Source organism: Marivirga lumbricoides (assembly GCF_014636295.1).
Classification (GTDB): Bacteria; Bacteroidota; Bacteroidia; order Cytophagales; family Cyclobacteriaceae; genus Marivirga; species Marivirga lumbricoides.
Map to the genome: position 1 here is coordinate 503,784 of NZ_BMEC01000001.1, position 16,881 is coordinate 520,664.

General features: G+C 35.1%; 17 protein-coding genes. 7 read left to right on the top strand and 10 right to left on the bottom strand.

All coding sequences use genetic code 11. From position 1 onward, the window contains the following. Window positions 1–98: 98 nt before the first annotated feature. From IEV85_RS02080 to IEV85_RS02090, 3 genes are all read right to left on the bottom strand, one after another. Window positions 99–464 (bottom strand): hypothetical protein, encoded by a 366-nt coding sequence (locus tag IEV85_RS02080; RefSeq protein ID WP_188460138.1) that lies wholly within the window; start codon window positions 462–464, stop codon window positions 99–101. Between the two features lie 180 nt (window positions 465–644). Continuing rightward, complete coding sequence (locus IEV85_RS02085) at window positions 645–1,070, bottom strand: thioesterase family protein (protein ID WP_188460139.1); 426 nt, start codon at window positions 1,068–1,070, stop codon at window positions 645–647. Beyond that, the gene (locus tag IEV85_RS02090) at window positions 1,057–3,885 is read right to left on the bottom strand and encodes a triple tyrosine motif-containing protein (protein WP_188460140.1); all 2,829 of its coding nucleotides are present in this window, start codon (window positions 3,883–3,885) and stop codon (window positions 1,057–1,059) included. Before IEV85_RS02090 ends, IEV85_RS02085 begins: the two co-directional genes overlap by 14 nt. Before the next feature lie 410 nt (window positions 3,886–4,295). On the opposite strand from IEV85_RS02090, the gene IEV85_RS02095 reads away from it, so the two are divergent. Beyond that, window positions 4,296–4,898, top strand: a complete 603-nt coding sequence (locus tag IEV85_RS02095; RefSeq protein WP_188460141.1) for a porin family protein — start codon at window positions 4,296–4,298, stop codon at window positions 4,896–4,898. Between the two features lie 197 nt (window positions 4,899–5,095). Then, window positions 5,096–5,731 carry a porin family protein gene (locus IEV85_RS02100; protein WP_188460142.1) on the top strand — a complete coding sequence of 212 codons (636 nt, stop codon included), beginning with the start codon at window positions 5,096–5,098 and terminating at the stop codon, window positions 5,729–5,731. 305 nt (window positions 5,732–6,036) lie between these two features. On the opposite strand, the gene IEV85_RS02105 is transcribed toward IEV85_RS02100, so the two are convergent. After that, window positions 6,037–8,082, bottom strand: coding sequence for a CHU_0125 family OmpA-like outer membrane integrity protein (locus IEV85_RS02105; protein ID WP_188460143.1), 2,046 nt, complete (start codon window positions 8,080–8,082; stop codon window positions 6,037–6,039). A 63-nt stretch (window positions 8,083–8,145) separates the two neighbouring features. Further along, window positions 8,146–8,628: a hypothetical protein gene (locus IEV85_RS02110; protein WP_188460144.1), complete on the bottom strand. Its 483-nt coding sequence runs from the start codon at window positions 8,626–8,628 to the stop codon at window positions 8,146–8,148. A 471-nt stretch (window positions 8,629–9,099) separates the two neighbouring features. Here IEV85_RS02110 and IEV85_RS02115 point away from each other — a divergent pair, with 471 nt between their 5' ends. Next, on the top strand, window positions 9,100–9,834 hold the full coding sequence (locus IEV85_RS02115) for a DUF4114 domain-containing protein (protein WP_188460145.1): 735 nt from the start codon (window positions 9,100–9,102) through the stop codon (window positions 9,832–9,834). 158 nt (window positions 9,835–9,992) lie between these two features. On the opposite strand, the gene IEV85_RS02120 is transcribed toward IEV85_RS02115, so the two are convergent. Then, complete coding sequence (locus IEV85_RS02120) at window positions 9,993–10,325, bottom strand: 2Fe-2S iron-sulfur cluster-binding protein (protein WP_188460146.1); 333 nt, start codon at window positions 10,323–10,325, stop codon at window positions 9,993–9,995. Beyond that, window positions 10,325–11,326 (bottom strand): NAD(P)/FAD-dependent oxidoreductase, encoded by a 1,002-nt coding sequence (locus tag IEV85_RS02125; protein ID WP_188460147.1) that lies wholly within the window; start codon window positions 11,324–11,326, stop codon window positions 10,325–10,327. Before IEV85_RS02125 ends, IEV85_RS02120 begins: the two co-directional genes overlap by 1 nt. Window positions 11,327–11,549: 223 nt before the next feature. Between IEV85_RS02125 and IEV85_RS02130 the strand changes: the two genes are divergently transcribed. Next, window positions 11,550–11,840: a hypothetical protein gene (locus IEV85_RS02130; protein WP_188460148.1), complete on the top strand. Its 291-nt coding sequence runs from the start codon at window positions 11,550–11,552 to the stop codon at window positions 11,838–11,840. Window positions 11,841–11,867: 27 nt separating this feature from the next. On the opposite strand, the gene IEV85_RS02135 is transcribed toward IEV85_RS02130, so the two are convergent. After that, a complete protein-coding gene (locus tag IEV85_RS02135) occupies window positions 11,868–12,305 on the bottom strand; it encodes a MarR family winged helix-turn-helix transcriptional regulator (protein WP_188460149.1) in 438 nt (145 codons plus the stop codon). A gap of 157 nt (window positions 12,306–12,462) precedes the next feature. Next, complete coding sequence (locus IEV85_RS02140; RefSeq protein ID WP_188460150.1) at window positions 12,463–13,188, bottom strand: methyltransferase domain-containing protein; 726 nt, start codon at window positions 13,186–13,188, stop codon at window positions 12,463–12,465. A gap of 135 nt (window positions 13,189–13,323) precedes the next feature. Between IEV85_RS02140 and yjjX the strand changes: the two genes are divergently transcribed. Further along, window positions 13,324–13,854 carry an inosine/xanthosine triphosphatase gene (yjjX, locus tag IEV85_RS02145; protein WP_188460151.1) on the top strand — a complete coding sequence of 177 codons (531 nt, stop codon included), beginning with the start codon at window positions 13,324–13,326 and terminating at the stop codon, window positions 13,852–13,854. Window positions 13,855–13,874: 20 nt separating this feature from the next. On the opposite strand, the gene IEV85_RS02150 is transcribed toward yjjX, so the two are convergent. Further along, window positions 13,875–15,473: a MutS-related protein gene (locus IEV85_RS02150; RefSeq protein WP_188460152.1), complete on the bottom strand. Its 1,599-nt coding sequence runs from the start codon at window positions 15,471–15,473 to the stop codon at window positions 13,875–13,877. Between the two features lie 117 nt (window positions 15,474–15,590). Here IEV85_RS02150 and IEV85_RS02155 point away from each other — a divergent pair, with 117 nt between their 5' ends. After that, the gene (locus tag IEV85_RS02155; protein ID WP_188460153.1) at window positions 15,591–16,199 is read left to right on the top strand and encodes an alpha-ketoglutarate-dependent dioxygenase AlkB family protein; all 609 of its coding nucleotides are present in this window, start codon (window positions 15,591–15,593) and stop codon (window positions 16,197–16,199) included. A 92-nt stretch (window positions 16,200–16,291) separates the two neighbouring features. Then, on the top strand, window positions 16,292–16,879 hold the full coding sequence (locus IEV85_RS02160) for a riboflavin synthase (protein ID WP_188460154.1): 588 nt from the start codon (window positions 16,292–16,294) through the stop codon (window positions 16,877–16,879). Window positions 16,880–16,881: the final 2 nt, after the last annotated feature.

The window sequence follows — 16,881 nt, forward strand, 5'->3', positions numbered from 1 at the left end:
CTAAAATAAAACCATTCCTGCTGAAATCATTAGAGTTATTACCCGGGAAGCCAAATATCCGGAAAAGTGATGATTGAATTAAAAGGAGATGCTAAAACCTACTCCCTGGTGAGTGTAGGAAGAAGAATTGCTTCATCATTTTTCTTCCTAAGCACAAATTTCACCTTAAAATCCTCATCATTATAGGAGCTAATGGTTTCCCACCCGATTAGGTCTAAATAACTAAGAGCATCCTGTATTGACTCAAATTCCAATAACTTACCCCTTTCGTCTCTCAAGCGAGCATCCCAAAACAGTTTATGGGATCTATCCCATTCTAATTTGATTAAAGCTCCTTGAAGCAATCCAGGGCCAGTGATTTCCACTACCTCATATATGCGAGAAGATTTATTTACTTCATTTTGAGCATTTGCAAAACACAGACATATCACAGAAAAACAGGAGATTAGGAGAATTGCTTTCATATATCTTAATTGAGTTCCTCTATAGCAAAGCAAGAATCGAACCGTATTTTTTTGCTATAGCAAAATGGAGAATAATTAAGATACTGCTACTAATAACTCATCACCTAACGATGATATTAATTTAGCTAAGATTTAAGCTACATATAAATAAATTACAAGTTGCACCAAAAAATTTGAGCCTCACCTGGTCACTTTTTGGGCAAACTCTTCAGGCATTTCTGCTATTCTTCTTTCTTTATAATCAAAAAAAGTGATCCCTGTTTTACCTAAAGCCGCTAACCGACCATCCTCCTTACTGAACCTATACACAAAATCAAGCCCGTATTTGTTAATATCAGTAACGCCTATTGCAATTTTAATTTTTTCGTGAGCAAAAATTTCTGCTTTGTATGTAATAGCAGCATCCGTTTGAATCATTCCTGTGCCTGAAAAGTCCATTTCATCTTTATAACCTAAATGCTTTAAGTACTGCACTCTGGCATCATGCATAAAAGCAAAAATACGGTCATTGCCCACATGACCGCCATAATTTAAGTCGGTTATTCTGGTATGAATAAAAGCGGCAAAAGGATAAACAAATGGTTCGTCAATTTTAATTCTGCTCATTATTCTGGTTTTGAAGTTGCTCTGCTCTCATTTTATGAGTAACTCTTTTAATATGTCTGGTATTTATGATTAGTAATAACTTATTCATTAGCTTCCCTAAAGGAGAAATAGTTAAAGCTAAAATTACATTAATAATAAATGCGTAAACCGGGGAATCCTCCACATATCCTTGAAGGTTATTTTCTAAAATAGTAGCAATAAATTCTAAAATCAATATTAAAGTAAGAAATGTGACTGTATTAGTGAGATAAGAATTCCTACTGGTTCTGTTCAACTTTAATGAAATGAGGATGATAGTACTAAAAAAGGCAATCTCCAAAACATAAAACCACCACGTTTTCCAATAAGGGGGTAATACTTCGAAAGAGAGGTCAAAATCGGTTATTTCACCTGAAAACCCACTTCTTGCTTTTATTTGGAGCACATATTCACCAACAGGCAAATAAGGGAAATCAATCTCACCGGCCTTTGACCAATCAGACCATTCTTCAGTGAGCCCCTTTACGAAATATTGATAACTCACCCCTTCCGGAAAAAGATAATCTATAGTACTTAAATTAATCTTTAGAGAATTATTACTGTATTCTAACTTTAGTTCCTGATACTCTGAAAGCTCTTCATTCTGCTTGTAAACAGAATTAATAAAGCTTTCCGGTAACGTCTGCCATTTCTTGGTATTTGCCTGTAAAGCTATTACCCTATTTTCCGCTACTAAATAAATGATTGAATCAGAAGGTGCATGTATATACTTGATATAAGGTAAAACTTTCAACCATTGTAAATTCAGAAAGGGAGATTGACTATTTTTAATTTTCCATTCATCCTGAGGGGTATCCAACCAAAGTGTCTGCCGTGTGTCCTTTACAAAATACCTCAAGCTTTCTGTGAATTTATCCTCCAGTATAACCTCATCTTTATCCTGGTCCACAATATACACACCATCCAGCTTCAATACTTTGAAAAACCCTTTCTCATAAAAAATCATCATTTTATCCGAAAAATCATTCTCAATGTAGAAAGACTGCAAGCTTTTAAGCTGTTTGTTCAGTAATTTGAAAACGAAAACCTCATTATCACCCACCAAAGCCATTTGTTGATCATGGATGGCTATATCATATACAGCATTGGAAAAATGGTTTTGAGTAGTAAAGTTGCTGGTGGACATATCTACGCTGAATAATCCGAATTCACCTGCCAGCCAAAGTGTTTTTTCGTTCTTTTGATAAAATGCTCTTTCTATAAACCTGCGGTCACTTAGTTTAGTAATTATTGTACCATTAATAAGGAAAACACCTACAGTTGTTACAGCTATTACCCCTTTAGGTGTTTCAATTAGCTCAGTTACTTTTCTTTCAATATTCTCTACTGGAAGAAACTGATATTTGATTGATTTAAGCTTTGAAACGTTTACCACTTTATTGATGGTTTTAAACCTCACCTGCTTTTTATCAGGGGCTGCAGGCTTTTCGGACTTCATCATCTCATCCATTGCTTTAATATTAGCTATGGAATCGCGTAAAGCGCTTTCTTTTTCTGCAAGCTTATCTTTTAACTTACCAAAATGAAAACCTTGCTTTCTATAAATTTTCTTATACTTATCAAGTGTTTCTTCAATAAACTGTTCCTGATCCTGCCCGTCTTGTTCCTTGCTTAAATTAAAAATGTTATCCAAAAACTTACTTTCATTTTCGTCCTCTGGTTTTCTTTCAGGTTCTAACTCCACCCTAACCTTTTCCTTCATCACCTTCTTTAAAGTTTCATAGTCTTTCACCTGAGTCAAAAAATACAACCCTTCGTTGGTTCCTACATATAAGGTATCATTGTGCATCAGCACAGCTTCCGGAATACCTCTAAGGCCAGGATAATGATGAAATTCTTTAATAGGGATTTCTAATGACGCTCTTGAAATACCTGCGCCATGGGCTAACCATATACCTTGCTGATCATCACTGGTTACTGCAGTAACTTCATCGGATGGCAAGCCATTATAATATTGAATAGTATTGAGGATTTTTTTACTGGCTATATCCACTAAGACAGCTCCTCCATTCAAGGTGGCTATCACTATTTTATCTCCAAGAATTTTACCCGAGACGGGATAATTATCTCTCAGGTATTCATTCAACTCTTCTGAGAAAACATTGAAATTTTTACCGTCAAAAGCAAAAAAATCACCATTATCATAAGCGAAAAACACAAGTGAGTCTGTCTGGCAGGAAAATATAAAGTCTGTATCATCAGGGGCATAAAGGTTTAAATCCAACCAAGCACCTTCATAGTACTCTAAAAGAAAATTACCGTTAAATGCATACAGTTTATCCTGGTAGGTAAAAATATCGTTGTATCCTAACTCACTATTAAAAACTGTATCCACCTTAAAATTTGGGGGGAACAAGGCTAAAATTCTACTTCCTGCCAGGTAGTAATATGTGGATTTATGTTTGATCAAATCAGCGCCTATTAAAAACTCAGGATTTCGAAATACCGGCCTAACATTATTTTGATAGTATTTATTTTCTTCAATTTTGGAAATTCCTTCACGTGTTAGAAGAAAAAGGGTGGAATCCAGTTTTATAAAACGAAGAGGACTACTATTTACTGAAAGCTTTTCCCAGTTTCTACCATCAAATTGAAGTAACTCTCTTCTGTGGGCAAGCAATAGTCTTCCGCGCCCATCAATTGTCAGGTCATTGAAAACATAATCCTGCTTGGGAATTGGAACAGAGAAATGTTTGAGAGAAAGGTGACCGTCTTGTGCTACTCCCTGGGAAATTACAAAGAGCAAAGGGATTAAGATTACAATTAGTCTTTTCATTGGTAAATATTAGCCGCATCAAAAATACCTTATTTTGGTCAGGTAATTAGCACATTCCATTTAATTTCTGCAAGATTGATTTCTTAGCCTGAGCACAAGTAAAAAAGAAAACATAAAACCCCTTCTCTACCATAAATTGAAATCAATAGAATAAACAGCTTAAATTCTTAAATATTCTATATTAGCTAAATTAGTCCATCCCTGATGTATCTGAAGAAAAAACTCCTGTTAAAATTATAAAATATGTAGCTGCTGATTCATTCTCTTTAAACACAAAAACATACCTTTAGAATAAATACTAATCACAACAATGTTTCTCTAATTATTTGAATTCCAACCTATAAACCTTAGCAACGCAACCATTAAATAGCTGTAGCAGTTAAAATAGTCCATAATCAAACATTTAATTTATGAAAAAATCAATTTTAGTAATTGCCATTTTGTTTTCAGGATTTTGTGGATTCGCCCAAAATGACCAGTCAGGAATAAGAGGTTCATTTAACTTATCTAATTTATACGTAGATGATGTAAATGATGAAAATACTAAACCCGGTTTTTCTGCCGGAGTGTATTTCCGAAAGTCAATTAGTGAAGCGTTAAGTATACAACCAGAAATTAACTATAGTCTTAAAGGTTCTCAGATAACTTATAACGGCTTATTTGGAAATGGAAATTATAGATTTAATTTATCTTACATAGAAATTCCGGTTTTAGCTAATATTCATTTAGGTGAAAGTTTATATATTTCAGCAGGTCCCTATGTAGCAGCACTTATAGCTGCGAAAGTAAAAGATATAGATGGTGATGGAAGTGTCAATTCAGTAAGGGAATTAGATAGAGATGATTTCAATACTTTTGATTATGGTGTTGCCGCAGGTTTAGGTTTTGACTTTACAGGTGGCACCGCAGGAGTCAGATATAATTACGGATTAAATGAAGTTGCTCCAGATGTTCAAAGTCTTGATAATGGTAAAAATTCTGTTTTACAATTTTTTATTGGTTTTGCATTCTAAACAAAATCATGAACTCGAATGAAACAAATAGCCGGCTAGCTCCGGCTATTTGCTTTTTAAAGCTACAAAAGATAAGGAATAATAGGAGAAATTGGACAATAACCATTGATTGATATTCAGTAAGAAAAATTCTATCATTTATCACAACCCTACAATGTGAAAACGGTTGGATTGTACTAGAACTAAAACTTTTTATTATGAAAAAAACAATTTTTTTATTGGGACTGCTAATCCCTTTTAGCTTTAGCACATTCGCACAAATGGATGATGATGCAGACAAAGAAAGTAAAGTAGGTATTCGCGGAAGCTTTAACCTTACCAACTGGTACGAGGATGAACTGGATGATAAAAATCTGAAAGCAGGTTTTGGTGTAGGGATATTCTATCGGGGGTTTGTTTCTGACAATTTCAGTATTCAGCCGGAGATAGGCTTTACTCAAAAAGGATCTACTTTTGAATATGATGTTTTATGGGCTGATGGAGAGGTAAGAGGAATTTTAAACTATGTTGAACTTCCGGTTCTTTTTAACATTCACCCAACAGATTTTCTTCACATAGGCGCTGGTCCTTATGTTGCTACGCTTATTTCTGCAAAGGCTAAAGCAGTAGATGATGATGGAGACTCATTTGAAGGAGAAGAATCATTTGACAGAGACAATTTTCAAACATTTGATTGGGGATTTGCTATTGATGCCGGACTTGATTTCGATAACGTAAGCGTAGGAGCCAGATATGGTCTGGGTTTGCAAAATGTTGAATGGGATACAGATTTAGCTGAGGGAGATTTAGGCAAAAACTCAGCTCTTCAAATTTACATTGGATTTATGTTCTAATAAACATTATTATTAACTTGAACAAAGATTTTAGCCCTGTGAAAGCAGGGCTTTTTTTTGATTATAGTCTACAAAGTCTATCCAAAAATTAAGTTAAAGCCAACACAATTATGGACTTAGAAATTGATCTTGATCATAATGTTACAGAGATGATAAAGTGAGTATTTCATTAACTCACTAAGTTTATTTCCATATCATAAACTAATTTCAACCTTCTATAAAAAAATAGCATCAGAGTTTCATCTGATGCTACATTAATATATTGAAAAACACAGGATATTATGTTCTATTAATTATAACTCTAGTTAATTGAAGTCAAATTCGTCTTCTTCAGTCTTGTTTTGTGGCTCAAGCCTTTCCTCTTTCACCTCTACTTGCACATTGTCCTTTTTAAACAAAGCATCTTCCTGCTGTTTTATACGTTTTGCTATTTCCTTGTCATATTCAGTTACCTTAAACTCAGTACGCCTGTTGGTTTCATGCTCCTCCTCTGTCTGAGCATCAGGTATTTTTAATTGGCTTTCCCCATAACCTCTGGCAGTAATTCTGGAAGCATCAATTCCCTGACTGATAATATAAGCCACAGCAGATTGAGCCCTTCTTTTAGAAAGATCCTGGTTATAAGCTGCTTCACCCCTTGCATCCGTATGAGAGCTTAACTCTATTTTGATTGGCGGATTATCTTTTAAAATAGTCACTAACCTATCAAGCTCTATAGCGGCATCTGCACGAATATTGGCTGAATCGAAATCATAATAAATATTTTCCAGCTCGAAGGCTTTATCTAAAATGATCTCTTCCAAAAGAATAGTTGTTTCGAAAATTTTATTAGTTATCAGCTCTGTAAGCGTGCTTTTATCAACTGTTTTTCCTACTGTAGAGAAAAGTTTCCTTGTAGTAAAGTAATCTTCTTTTTCTGCAATAATGAAGTAGTTTTCTTCTTCAGAAACCCGAAAATTAAATTTACCATCCTGACTGGTAAGCACTTCTCCTAACAATACGCTATCCTGAGAAAAGAAACGAACATTTACCCCTGGTAAAATGACCTCTTCATTGTTACTATTATTGGTTGTTGTGGTTCCTACCAGGTAATAGTTAACAATTTTAAGATTAGGATCTTCATTCTTAAAAGTATAAATATCGTCTCTACCTTTTCCATTAGGCCTGTCTGAAGAAAAGAATCCCCGGTCAGGAGCATAAAGAAACAAAGCAAAATCATCTTTATTGGAATTCATGGGGTTTCCCATGTGGGTCACATATATTTTTCCTGCTTTTCTTTCAGCGTAAAATAAATCCAGTTTACCAAGTCCGGGATGACCATTGGAGGAGAAGAAAAGTCTCCCATCCTGAGAAGTAGCAGGAAAAAGCTCATCTTCAGGCGTGTTAATTTGCGGGCCTAAGTTTCTTACATTTCCCCAAACACCACGGCTATTTACTGTAGCAGAATACAGATCATTTCCGCCAAAACCGCCTTCGCGATTGGAAGAAAAATAAAGAGTTCTATCATCCGAACTAAATGCAGGTGTAGAGTTCCATGCGTTGGGATCATTGATAGCCATGAGTTGTGGTTCAGACCACTGCCCGTTTCTATACCTGGTAATATAGAGGTTTACATCGTTAAGTCCCTTTCTTTTACCAGTGTTTCCTCTGGCAAAAACCATAGTTCTACCATTGGAGGTAATAGCAATTGATCCTTCATTGGCATTAGGCCAATTTATAATATCCGGTAGCTTTGTAATGCTGGTCGTATCGACTAGCGCCCCTTTTGATTTTACTTTATAAATGTCAGAAAAGTTTTCGCCAGTAGCTTTGTAAATTTTCCCATCATCCCTTGTTGAGGTGAAATACAATTCACCATCATGAAAATAAGGGGAATACTCCGAAGCAGATGTATTGATTTCATTTAATGGATTAACTGTGTAGTAGGATTCATCTTCCAATATTTCATCGATATTATTAAGATTGTCCAGTTCATGCTCAACCAGCTCTTTTACTTTAGGATCAGTAGCTTCCAACATATACTCCTGAAGTACTTGCTCTGCAGCTTCATAATTTGCATTAGCCTTAAGTGAAAGTGCATAATTATAATAAATCATTTCCTGATCATAACCCAGCTCTATAGCTTTCTTGTAATAAGGAGTAGCTATTTCCAATCGGTTAGAAAGCCTGTAAGATTCGGCCAGGTAATAATAAGCCTCAGCGGGTTGCTCCTCTTTCTTTATAACAGATTCATAAAGACCTATGGCAAGATCGTATTCCCCGTTATCAAATTTCTTCTCTGCCTTTTTACTAACAGAACAAGCTGCCAAAGAGAGGCAAAGAAATGCAACTAATAGCTTCCTTTTAATCATTTAGGTAATTAAGTCAATTTGTATTGTAGTTAACGTATTTTTACTCAAAAAAATACCTGTAGTCTAAAAAAAACGATTCATCCAACTGCTTTTAGCAGGTATGACCCAGTTATCATTTAAGGATTGTATATTTTCTACCAAATTATTGAAAACCAAGCTATTTTCCTGAATATCCCCATCAGCGATCTTCTTTTTAATATTACCTAAAGGAGTTAAAACTACCTCATCATTTATCAATAAGGCCACCTTACTTTTATCAAGCAGGTTAACGCTAAGCTGTTTTTCTAAACCCTGAATGAAATGCACAGACTTGTCAATAGAACAACCACTAGCCATAGTTTGAGTTTCATCCACTGAAATGATAATAAACTGGGCATGACTCACTCGTATTGAAGCCCTTAAAGCCTGATTGTGAGCTGTCCATTCCTCTGAAAATTTTTTTCCTTCACTATCAATAAAATCGCATTCTTCATCTGAAAGTTTACGATCAGACTGGTAAATCCAGACTCTTGCTTTTTCATTCAATTCATTAAAAGGTACGTACATATGCTGAATAATTTATCTTCTTGGCTAAACGGAACCTAAATATAATAAGTTCATGCGAAAAGACGGTGATCCGGGAGCATTCTTAGTCATTATCAATGAATATGATGTTCAACTATCAAAGAATGTCTTTGTAACCAATCCTAAATATCAGATTTTAAATAAATAGGTAAATAGATAAGGTAAGGTCTCATTCACTCAAACCCTGGCTTATTTAATGAATACTTATATTATAATTCAAAACAACAAACCTAAAGATGAATAAATATAACTATTTAAACATTCTGGTTTAAAGTAGTTATACAAGCTATAGAAATAAAAATCAAATCATTCAATAACCATAGTAGATTTGAAACAGTAATCCATATAATTCGTGAGCTATTTTATAGGTTTCGTCTAAAAAGCAGTAAGATTTTCTACCTCTACCGCTCAAAACAAATTGAAATTTTTTAATATAAAGTAATTATTTTTTACATGAAAAAAGCAACCCAAAGATTAATGAAGCAATTATTTTCAATAATAGCACTTTCACTTATTTCAACAATTTTTATTTCCTGTGAAAAAGAAGAAGAAAAGATTGAAGAAAGACCAGGGAAAATACTTCCTACAGTAGTTAAGGCTGAGGTTTTAGAAGAGATAGACTCAATATTCCCTGAACGAACAAACTTTCTGGAATCTCACCCTGAATTATTTGATGTAAGTGCTGAGAAAAATATAGTCTTAAAAAAAGAATCAGAGGTTTTTTTAACATTTGTTTCTGAAGGGGCCAAATATGAAAACACTTTAGGTTATTATATTTATACTCCTTCTGAAGGAACGGTCCAGAAGTCTAATCTAAACCTTCAAGTACTTTTCCCCAACGTGAGTGACGATATTCTAGACCAGGGAGATATGCTACAAGTGGGTGATAGTAAATATCCCGCAGGAACAGTAATAGGATTCTTTTTAATAGTAAGGGGCTGGAATTCCGAAAAAGTTGATTTTAATAGAGAAACATTTTATACCAATACAAATTTTAATCTGGAGCAACAACAACAGCACGTGCTATTTACTTTCCAAGAGTTTAATGAAATTGTACTGGCTTTTGAGGATATATTTACCTCAGATGGGGGTGATAAAGATTTTAATGATATAATCTTCACGATTTCTGATAACAAGGAGAAAAGTACCATATCCAATTTTGACTTAACGAATGTAAAGTCTTACTAAGGATTTTAAACATTTTAGAGCTGTTATCTTTTTAATCAACAGTTCTAAAAATTCAATTTTCATTAACTCCTTTTTACTGAACTGAATCAGCTACTTTATTAAGTATAAATTTAAAAGCAGCGAGAGCAAAAAATACTCTCACTGCTTTTACATATATTTTATAAGTCATTCTCATCAGCAGCCAGACGTACCAGCATGCCATCCATTGCATCGTTAAGCCGCAACTGGCAAGCTAAGCGGCTATTGTATTCAGCATTTGGCAAAGTATCAATCATATCCAGCTCATTGTCTCCTGACTCAGAAAGTTTCTCAAAGCCTTCTTCCACTTTAACGTGGCAGGTAGCACAAAGTGCCATACCACCACAGGTTGCCAATACCGGATACTCATTGGCCTTTAGAAGTTCCATCAGACTCAAATTCATATCTGTTGGTGCTTCTATCTCTTTGATCTCACCAGTATAATCCTGGACTCTTATTTTAATATCAGCCATTAGAACGACTCAATTCCGTTTACAGTAGTATATTTAAAGCTTAAATGCTTGTCCGGATAAATGTGCTTAAATGCACTTTGTGCCATTAAAGCACCTTCATGGAATCCACATAAGATCAATTTAAGCTTACCGGGATAAGTATTTATATCACCAATAGCGTAAACACCAGGTATATTAGTAGAATAGTCGGTGGTATTTACCTCAATAGCATTTTTATCAATGCTTAAGCCCCATTCAGCAATTGGCCCTAATTTAGGACTCAAACCGAAGAGAGGAATTAAATAATCTGCTTCTAACTCCAATTCAGACTTATCAGCTCCCTGCACTTTTACAGCATTTAATTTTCCATTTCCGGACACAGAGGTAAGGTTACTTTTAAGTAGCAAGTTGATTTTACCTTCTTTCGCCAAATCAAAAACCTTTTCTGCTGAATCAGGTGCCCCACGGAATGTTTCGTTTCTGTGGATCAGAGTAATTTTCTTAGCTATTTTTGAAAGCTCTATTGTCCAGTCTAAAGCAGAATCACCACCACCTGCAAGGATAACATTTTTATCTCTGAAAGTTTCAGGATCCTTCACCATATAGTGAACTCCTTTTCCTTCAAATTTAGCGATATCTACAATAGGTGGTTTACGCGGCTCAAAACAGCCCAAACCTCCTGCAATTACAACTACTTTACAATCTATTTCTGTACCGTCACTGGTTTTCAATTGAAAGCCGGTTGCAGTTTTTTCCATAGTATCAAGCCTTTCACCCAATGTAAAAGTCGGGTTAAAAGGTTTTATTTGCTCCATTAAATTATCCACTAATTCCTGCGCTTTCACGGTAGGGAATCCCGGAATATCATAAATAGGTTTTTTAGGATAAATTTCAGAAAGCTGCCCTCCTACTTGCGGTAATGCATCCACAAGGTGACACCTTAATTTTAATAATCCTGCTTCAAACACTGAAAACAAGCCAACAGGCCCTGCTCCTATTATGCAAATATCTGTTTGTATCATATCTTTAATTACTTCTTGGATGATATAACTACTATGTGCCAACAAAGTTCGTATAAATATAGTTGTTTTACTAACTATATTTGAGAAAATCTTTCAGGGAAAAAGATATAAAATACTTTACCCATAAAACCCAACCATTCAATGAAAAATGTATTCAAAAAATTTGCTAATTCCGAAAACTGATATAACTTTGAAATACAAAGTACTTTTAACAAACAACATCATGAATACTTCAAACAAAAGATTAACCGGAATATTACTTGCTGTAGCAGTTATCTTATGCATTCCTTTAATTGCTATGCAGTTTACTCCTGAAGTGGCATGGACCCTTTCAGACTTCATAATTATGGGCGGACTACTTTTAGGGACAGGCGTGCTTGCAGAACTCATTTTTAGAAAAGTAAGACAGAAGAATTATAGAATGGGCATCCTAGCTGCGGTAATAATTGCCTTTTTTCTTATATGGGCCGAATTGGCAGTAGGAATTTTTGGAACTCCCTTTGCAGGAAGTTGAACCAATTATAAATCAAATGAATAGCATTTATAGACTCAAATTGTCATAAATGCTATCTAATATTCTCTTAAACTCCTTAAAGTCAGACTCAGAGAGATTTTCCCAGGCTTTCATTCTGATACTTTGTACTTCCGGCAGACACTCTTTCACCAATTCTGTTCCACTCTCCGTAAGTGAAATTTTAAAACTTCTCCTGTCATCCGGGTGTGCATTTCTTACTATAAGCTCCTTAGTTGATAGCAGATCTATAATGCGCGTCATAGTTGGGTGATCTTTGAAAGTAAGTTCAGCTAACTCCCTTTGATTAAGCTCTCCCCTATCAAATAGTTGCTTTAAAACAGTCCATTGATCCACGGTAATACTCCAGCCTAACTCACGAAACCGTTGCTTGGCGTACTGCTTTACGCGTCTGGCTGTGCGATCCAACAAAAAAGAATATCGGCTATATTTCTGCGCTTCTTGCATTTAAAATAATTAGTGTAACAACAAATGTAAAGTAAATTAATGAAATGTTGGCCAGGGAATTCCTATAATTCAGGAATGAAACAATACTAATACAAGGATCGGGTTAAAAGTATTCAGAAGCTTCTACTCCACAGAAAGCAGGTGGGGAATAATTATATTACTTCTTTTTAAACACTAAACAATGCTGCCATGGTAGGTTCTTAATATTCTCTTCTAAAACAAAACCTACTGCTTCCATTTCTTTCACGGCTTGCTTTTCAGTCATTTTATGAACTTTTTTAATGGGCACGGAGTCATCTTCTCCTCGGTATTCAATTAAATATACCTTACCTTCAGGGCGAAGTGCTTTTCCGATTGAAGCCATCATTTCCACTGGAAAATTAAACTCATGGTATACATCTACCATCAGGATTTTATCTACAGAGCTCTCCGGTAAATTAACGCTCTTTTCAGCTCCCTTGATCAGTTCTATATTGCTTACTCCTTCCTTCTTTTGTCGCACTCTCATAGCTTGCAACATTTCCGGCTGAATATCTACAGCATAGATTAGCCCATTTTTAGCCAAAGCTGCCATTTTAAAAACATGGTAGCCTGAACCTGCTCCAATATCAGCAATCACATCATCAGACTGAATATTCATGTTTTGAAGCAATTTATCTGTATTTTCTTCTCTTTCACGTTCTGGTCGCTCTAACCAGTTAATCCCCTGATAGCCCATCACATGTGCAATTTCCCTGCCCATGTACCATTTCCCAATGCCACTAGGATCTCCTGCTTTATAATTGTAGGGGTCATCTTTCTCCTCAGTAGTATTTTGTGCAGTACATTGCATCAAGGGCAATATAAAAGCGAGTAAAAAAGTGAAATAGATTTTGCTCATCATAAATTATTAAATGAATTCATATGATTAGTTTAACACGCAAGAGCTTAATTAGTTACAAAAAACTAAACCTGTAAGGTTCATCAAACTAGCTCCTAAATAAGGATTTTCTTAATTTTAGCCTTTTTAGAATAAATTATGATTCAAAAAGTAATAATCGCCTCCAAAAATCCTGTAAAGATCAATGCTGTAAAAGCTGGTTTTCAGAAGATGTTTCCCACTCTGGAATTTCAATTTGAAGGTATCTCCTCCCCTTCCGGAGTGAGTGAACAGCCACTGAGCAGTAAGGAAACAAAAGAAGGCGCTCTTAACAGGATCAAAAACGCGAAAGCGCTTACCCCAAATGCACAATTTTGGGTAGGTATTGAAGGGGGAATTGAAAAAATAGATGAGGAGATGGAAGTATTTGCATGGATAATAATCAGCAGTAAAGAGAAAACCGGTAAAGCCAAAACCAGCACCTTCTACCTTCCCAGGGCTGTTACCGAATTAATTGCTGAAGGAAAGGAATTAGGTGAGGCGGATGACATGGTTTTTGGAGGCACAAATACTAAGCAGAAAAATGGTGCTGTTGGTATTTTAACAGGTGATCTGGTCAACAGAACAAGCTACTATACAGAAGCAGTCATTCTGGCATTAATTCCTTTTAAAAATGAGGAATTGTATTGAACTATTGATATAAATCACCCTTACTTATTAGTATTACTAAGCTCATCTGCTACGCGCAGTGCCTCTTCTGTTACTATTTTAGGATATTTATTGATAGATAGTATTTTAATAGCATTCCTTTTTGTCAGCTTCCCTTTCTTTAATTTATAATCGAAACCAACTGACCGATCCTTTATCTCTTCAGAAAAATGATACAGTGCATATTCCTCTTTTAATAAATCAGCAAGTTCAATATCATGTGTGGACACAAATACAATATGATTTTTTGCTGATAGAGCAGATAGCACAGCTTTCCCAGCAGCTATTCTCTCTATAGTATTTGTTCCTTTGAAAATTTCATCAAGCATAAAAAGACAGCTCTCGCTTTCTTCTGCTCTATCCAACATTGCTTTGATTCTTAACACCTCTTCAAAATAATAGCTTTTCTCATTAAGTAAATCATCCGAGATTCTTATAGCAGACATAATATCTGTTTTAGAAACTAAGAAATTTTCAGCAAAACAAGTATTTAAAGCAAAAGCCGTAATTATATTTACTCCGATAGTTCTGATAAATGAAGTTTTGCCAGACATATTGGAACCTGTCAGCAGAACAGATTTACACTTTATATTCAAGCTGTTAGACACGCAATCCTCAATAAGCGGATGATACAATGCTGTGAAATCCAAGTTTTTTTTCTCTGCAGCTATTTTCGGTTCACAATAATTTGCAAGGCCTTTTCTTAAAGATGCTATCGATATCAACACATCTATTTTCCCTATGAAGGAATAGACCTTATCCATGTCACTTCTTCTTTTATCTAGTTTATTGAGGGTTCGAAACAGTACAAGAGGCTCAAGTAAGAACGGGATTTTCACCAACTCAAATAACGCCCAACCCAGGGAAGTGAATTCGTTTTCCATTCCAGAATTGGTCTTAAAAAAGGTTATTCCACCCTTAACTTTCTCCGCATTTTTAATAGCAGCTCCAATAGTAGCGTCTAATAGAAGCAAATCATCTTCTTTTGAAAGATTACGCGCAACCTTAAATAGAATATTGACATATGGAAGTGCGCCAATGTACTGTAATAAATTGCTTTTATTCCAATAATGTATTCCAAAATTTATAGAAAGTGCAGCCAATAAAAAAAGTGAGAAATATTGACTAACAGGCACCAAAAGTAAAAATACGATTGGTAATAAGGCTAGAAATTTCAGTATGAAAAACCATTTAGGTGGAGACAAATATTTCTCCTGAAACAAGGAAGGTAGGTAAAGACATTCATGCTCACTCAGCTCATTAAGCGTTAGTTGAACTTTCAGTCTAAAACTCTCATCATTAATGAATTTGTGAATCAACTGCTCTTTTATTGCCTTTTTTGATTGATCGGCATGGATGTTTCGGAGTAAGTAATAAAGATACTGCTGCCCCACCTTTGATGTGGTTCTGTCCAAATACATAAATAGATCGTCAAAATCGAGATCGAGAGCTGTTTCATCCGAAATAGTCTTTGAATCACCTATTATTTTCTTATTTCGGTAATATCTTTCAATATTTTGAAAGTAAAATTTTTCCTCTTTAATATTTCCAAATGACTGTTTAATCTGCTCCGTTATTTTTTTTCTCTTATTTAAAAACATCTCTTGAGGAAACTTAATATCATTAAATACTTAAAAATTAAACATAACATTTTAATTTCACAATTGATATTTTGAAGCGTAGATGATATACGTTATCAATGTTAATTTTTGTTTTAAATGAAGTTGTTTTCAGACTCTGTTAATCCTCACAAAAACCTTTTACCCTATAATGGCACGGTCAATTATTATGGAAGAATTGTCCCTAATTCAAAATTGTTGTTCTATTATGAAAAGTTGCTAAACACCATTGAGTGGAAAAACGATGAAGCAGTAATCTTTGGCAAGCACATCATCACCAAAAGAAAAGTTGCCTGGTACGGTGACCGGAGCTTTGAATATACGTACTCCAATACTACGAAAAAAGCCTTGCCCTGGACGGAAGAATTATTGGAACTTAAACAACTGGCTGAAAAAGAATCAGGAGAGACTTATAATTCCTGTCTTCTCAACTTATACCACAACGGTAGTGAAGGAATGGCCTGGCATAGTGATGGAGAAAAAGATTTAAAAAAAAATGGAGCTATAGCTTCCATGAGCTTCGGAGCAGAGCGAAAATTTGCATTTAAGCATAAAGAAAGCAAAGAAACAGTCGCTTTGTGGCTTGAAAATGGCAGTTTACTGGTAATGAAAGGAGTTACCCAAACGTATTGGTTGCATCGCTTACCTCCTACTACCAAAGTGAGCGAGCCAAGAATTAACCTTACTTTCCGTACAATTGTAGAGTGAACTCTCTGTTATTCAGGCAAGTCCATATTAAGTGTAACTATTTAGCATCTTTACTGTTTTTATGTTTATTTACATTTGAGTAATATTACAATATGTTTACAGGGATTATAGAAACCTTGGGCGAAGTAAAAGACGCTAAAAAGGAAAAGGGAAACCTTATTTTAAAGATTGAAAGTGACATTTCCAATGAATTGAAGATAGATCAAAGTGTTTCGCACAATGGTGTTTGCTTAACTGTTACTGAGCTGCATCCTGATGCGCATACCGTAGTTGCAATAGATGAAACACTGCAAAAATCAAATATCGGCACTTTAAAAGCCGGAGATTTTGTTAACCTTGAGCGTTGCATGCAAATGAATGGCAGGCTGGATGGACACATTGTGCAGGGGCACGTGGATGCAAAAGGAAAATGTCTGGAGGTACAGGAGGCAGATGGAAGCTGGCTATTCGATTTTGAGTACGATAGTAGTGAAAATGTATTGGTAGAGAAAGGCTCTATTTGCATTAATGGAGTAAGTCTTACTTGCTTTAATGTAACAGATACTTCATTTAGAGTAGCTATCATTCCGTATACTTTTTCGCATACTAACTTCAAAAAAATCAAAAAATATGATGAAGTAAACTTAGAATTCGATATAATTGGGAAATATGTACAAAAACTTGTCAACAGAAACAAATAATT

Excerpts from the sequence above, each read along its gene's own strand:
- IEV85_RS02080 (WP_188460138.1), bottom strand. The coding sequence starts at position 464 with ATGAAAGCAATTCTCCTAATCTCCTGTTTTTCTGTGATATGTCTGTGT.
- IEV85_RS02085 (WP_188460139.1), bottom strand. The coding sequence starts at position 1,070 with ATGAGCAGAATTAAAATTGACGAACCATTTGTTTATCCTTTTGCCGCT.
- IEV85_RS02090 (WP_188460140.1), bottom strand. The coding sequence starts at position 3,885 with ATGAAAAGACTAATTGTAATCTTAATCCCTTTGCTCTTTGTAATTTCC.
- IEV85_RS02095 (WP_188460141.1), top strand. The coding sequence starts at position 4,296 with ATGAAAAAATCAATTTTAGTAATTGCCATTTTGTTTTCAGGATTTTGT.
- IEV85_RS02100 (WP_188460142.1), top strand. The coding sequence starts at position 5,096 with ATGAAAAAAACAATTTTTTTATTGGGACTGCTAATCCCTTTTAGCTTT.
- IEV85_RS02105 (WP_188460143.1), bottom strand. The coding sequence starts at position 8,082 with ATGATTAAAAGGAAGCTATTAGTTGCATTTCTTTGCCTCTCTTTGGCA.
- IEV85_RS02110 (WP_188460144.1), bottom strand. The coding sequence starts at position 8,628 with ATGTACGTACCTTTTAATGAATTGAATGAAAAAGCAAGAGTCTGGATT.
- IEV85_RS02115 (WP_188460145.1), top strand. The coding sequence starts at position 9,100 with ATGAAAAAAGCAACCCAAAGATTAATGAAGCAATTATTTTCAATAATA.
- IEV85_RS02120 (WP_188460146.1), bottom strand. The coding sequence starts at position 10,325 with ATGGCTGATATTAAAATAAGAGTCCAGGATTATACTGGTGAGATCAAA.
- IEV85_RS02125 (WP_188460147.1), bottom strand. The coding sequence starts at position 11,326 with ATGATACAAACAGATATTTGCATAATAGGAGCAGGGCCTGTTGGCTTG.
- IEV85_RS02130 (WP_188460148.1), top strand. The coding sequence starts at position 11,550 with ATGAATACTTCAAACAAAAGATTAACCGGAATATTACTTGCTGTAGCA.
- IEV85_RS02135 (WP_188460149.1), bottom strand. The coding sequence starts at position 12,305 with ATGCAAGAAGCGCAGAAATATAGCCGATATTCTTTTTTGTTGGATCGC.
- IEV85_RS02140 (WP_188460150.1), bottom strand. The coding sequence starts at position 13,188 with ATGATGAGCAAAATCTATTTCACTTTTTTACTCGCTTTTATATTGCCC.
- yjjX (WP_188460151.1), top strand. The coding sequence starts at position 13,324 with ATGATTCAAAAAGTAATAATCGCCTCCAAAAATCCTGTAAAGATCAAT.
- IEV85_RS02150 (WP_188460152.1), bottom strand. The coding sequence starts at position 15,473 with ATGTTTTTAAATAAGAGAAAAAAAATAACGGAGCAGATTAAACAGTCA.
- IEV85_RS02155 (WP_188460153.1), top strand. The coding sequence starts at position 15,591 with ATGAAGTTGTTTTCAGACTCTGTTAATCCTCACAAAAACCTTTTACCC.
- IEV85_RS02160 (WP_188460154.1), top strand. The coding sequence starts at position 16,292 with ATGTTTACAGGGATTATAGAAACCTTGGGCGAAGTAAAAGACGCTAAA.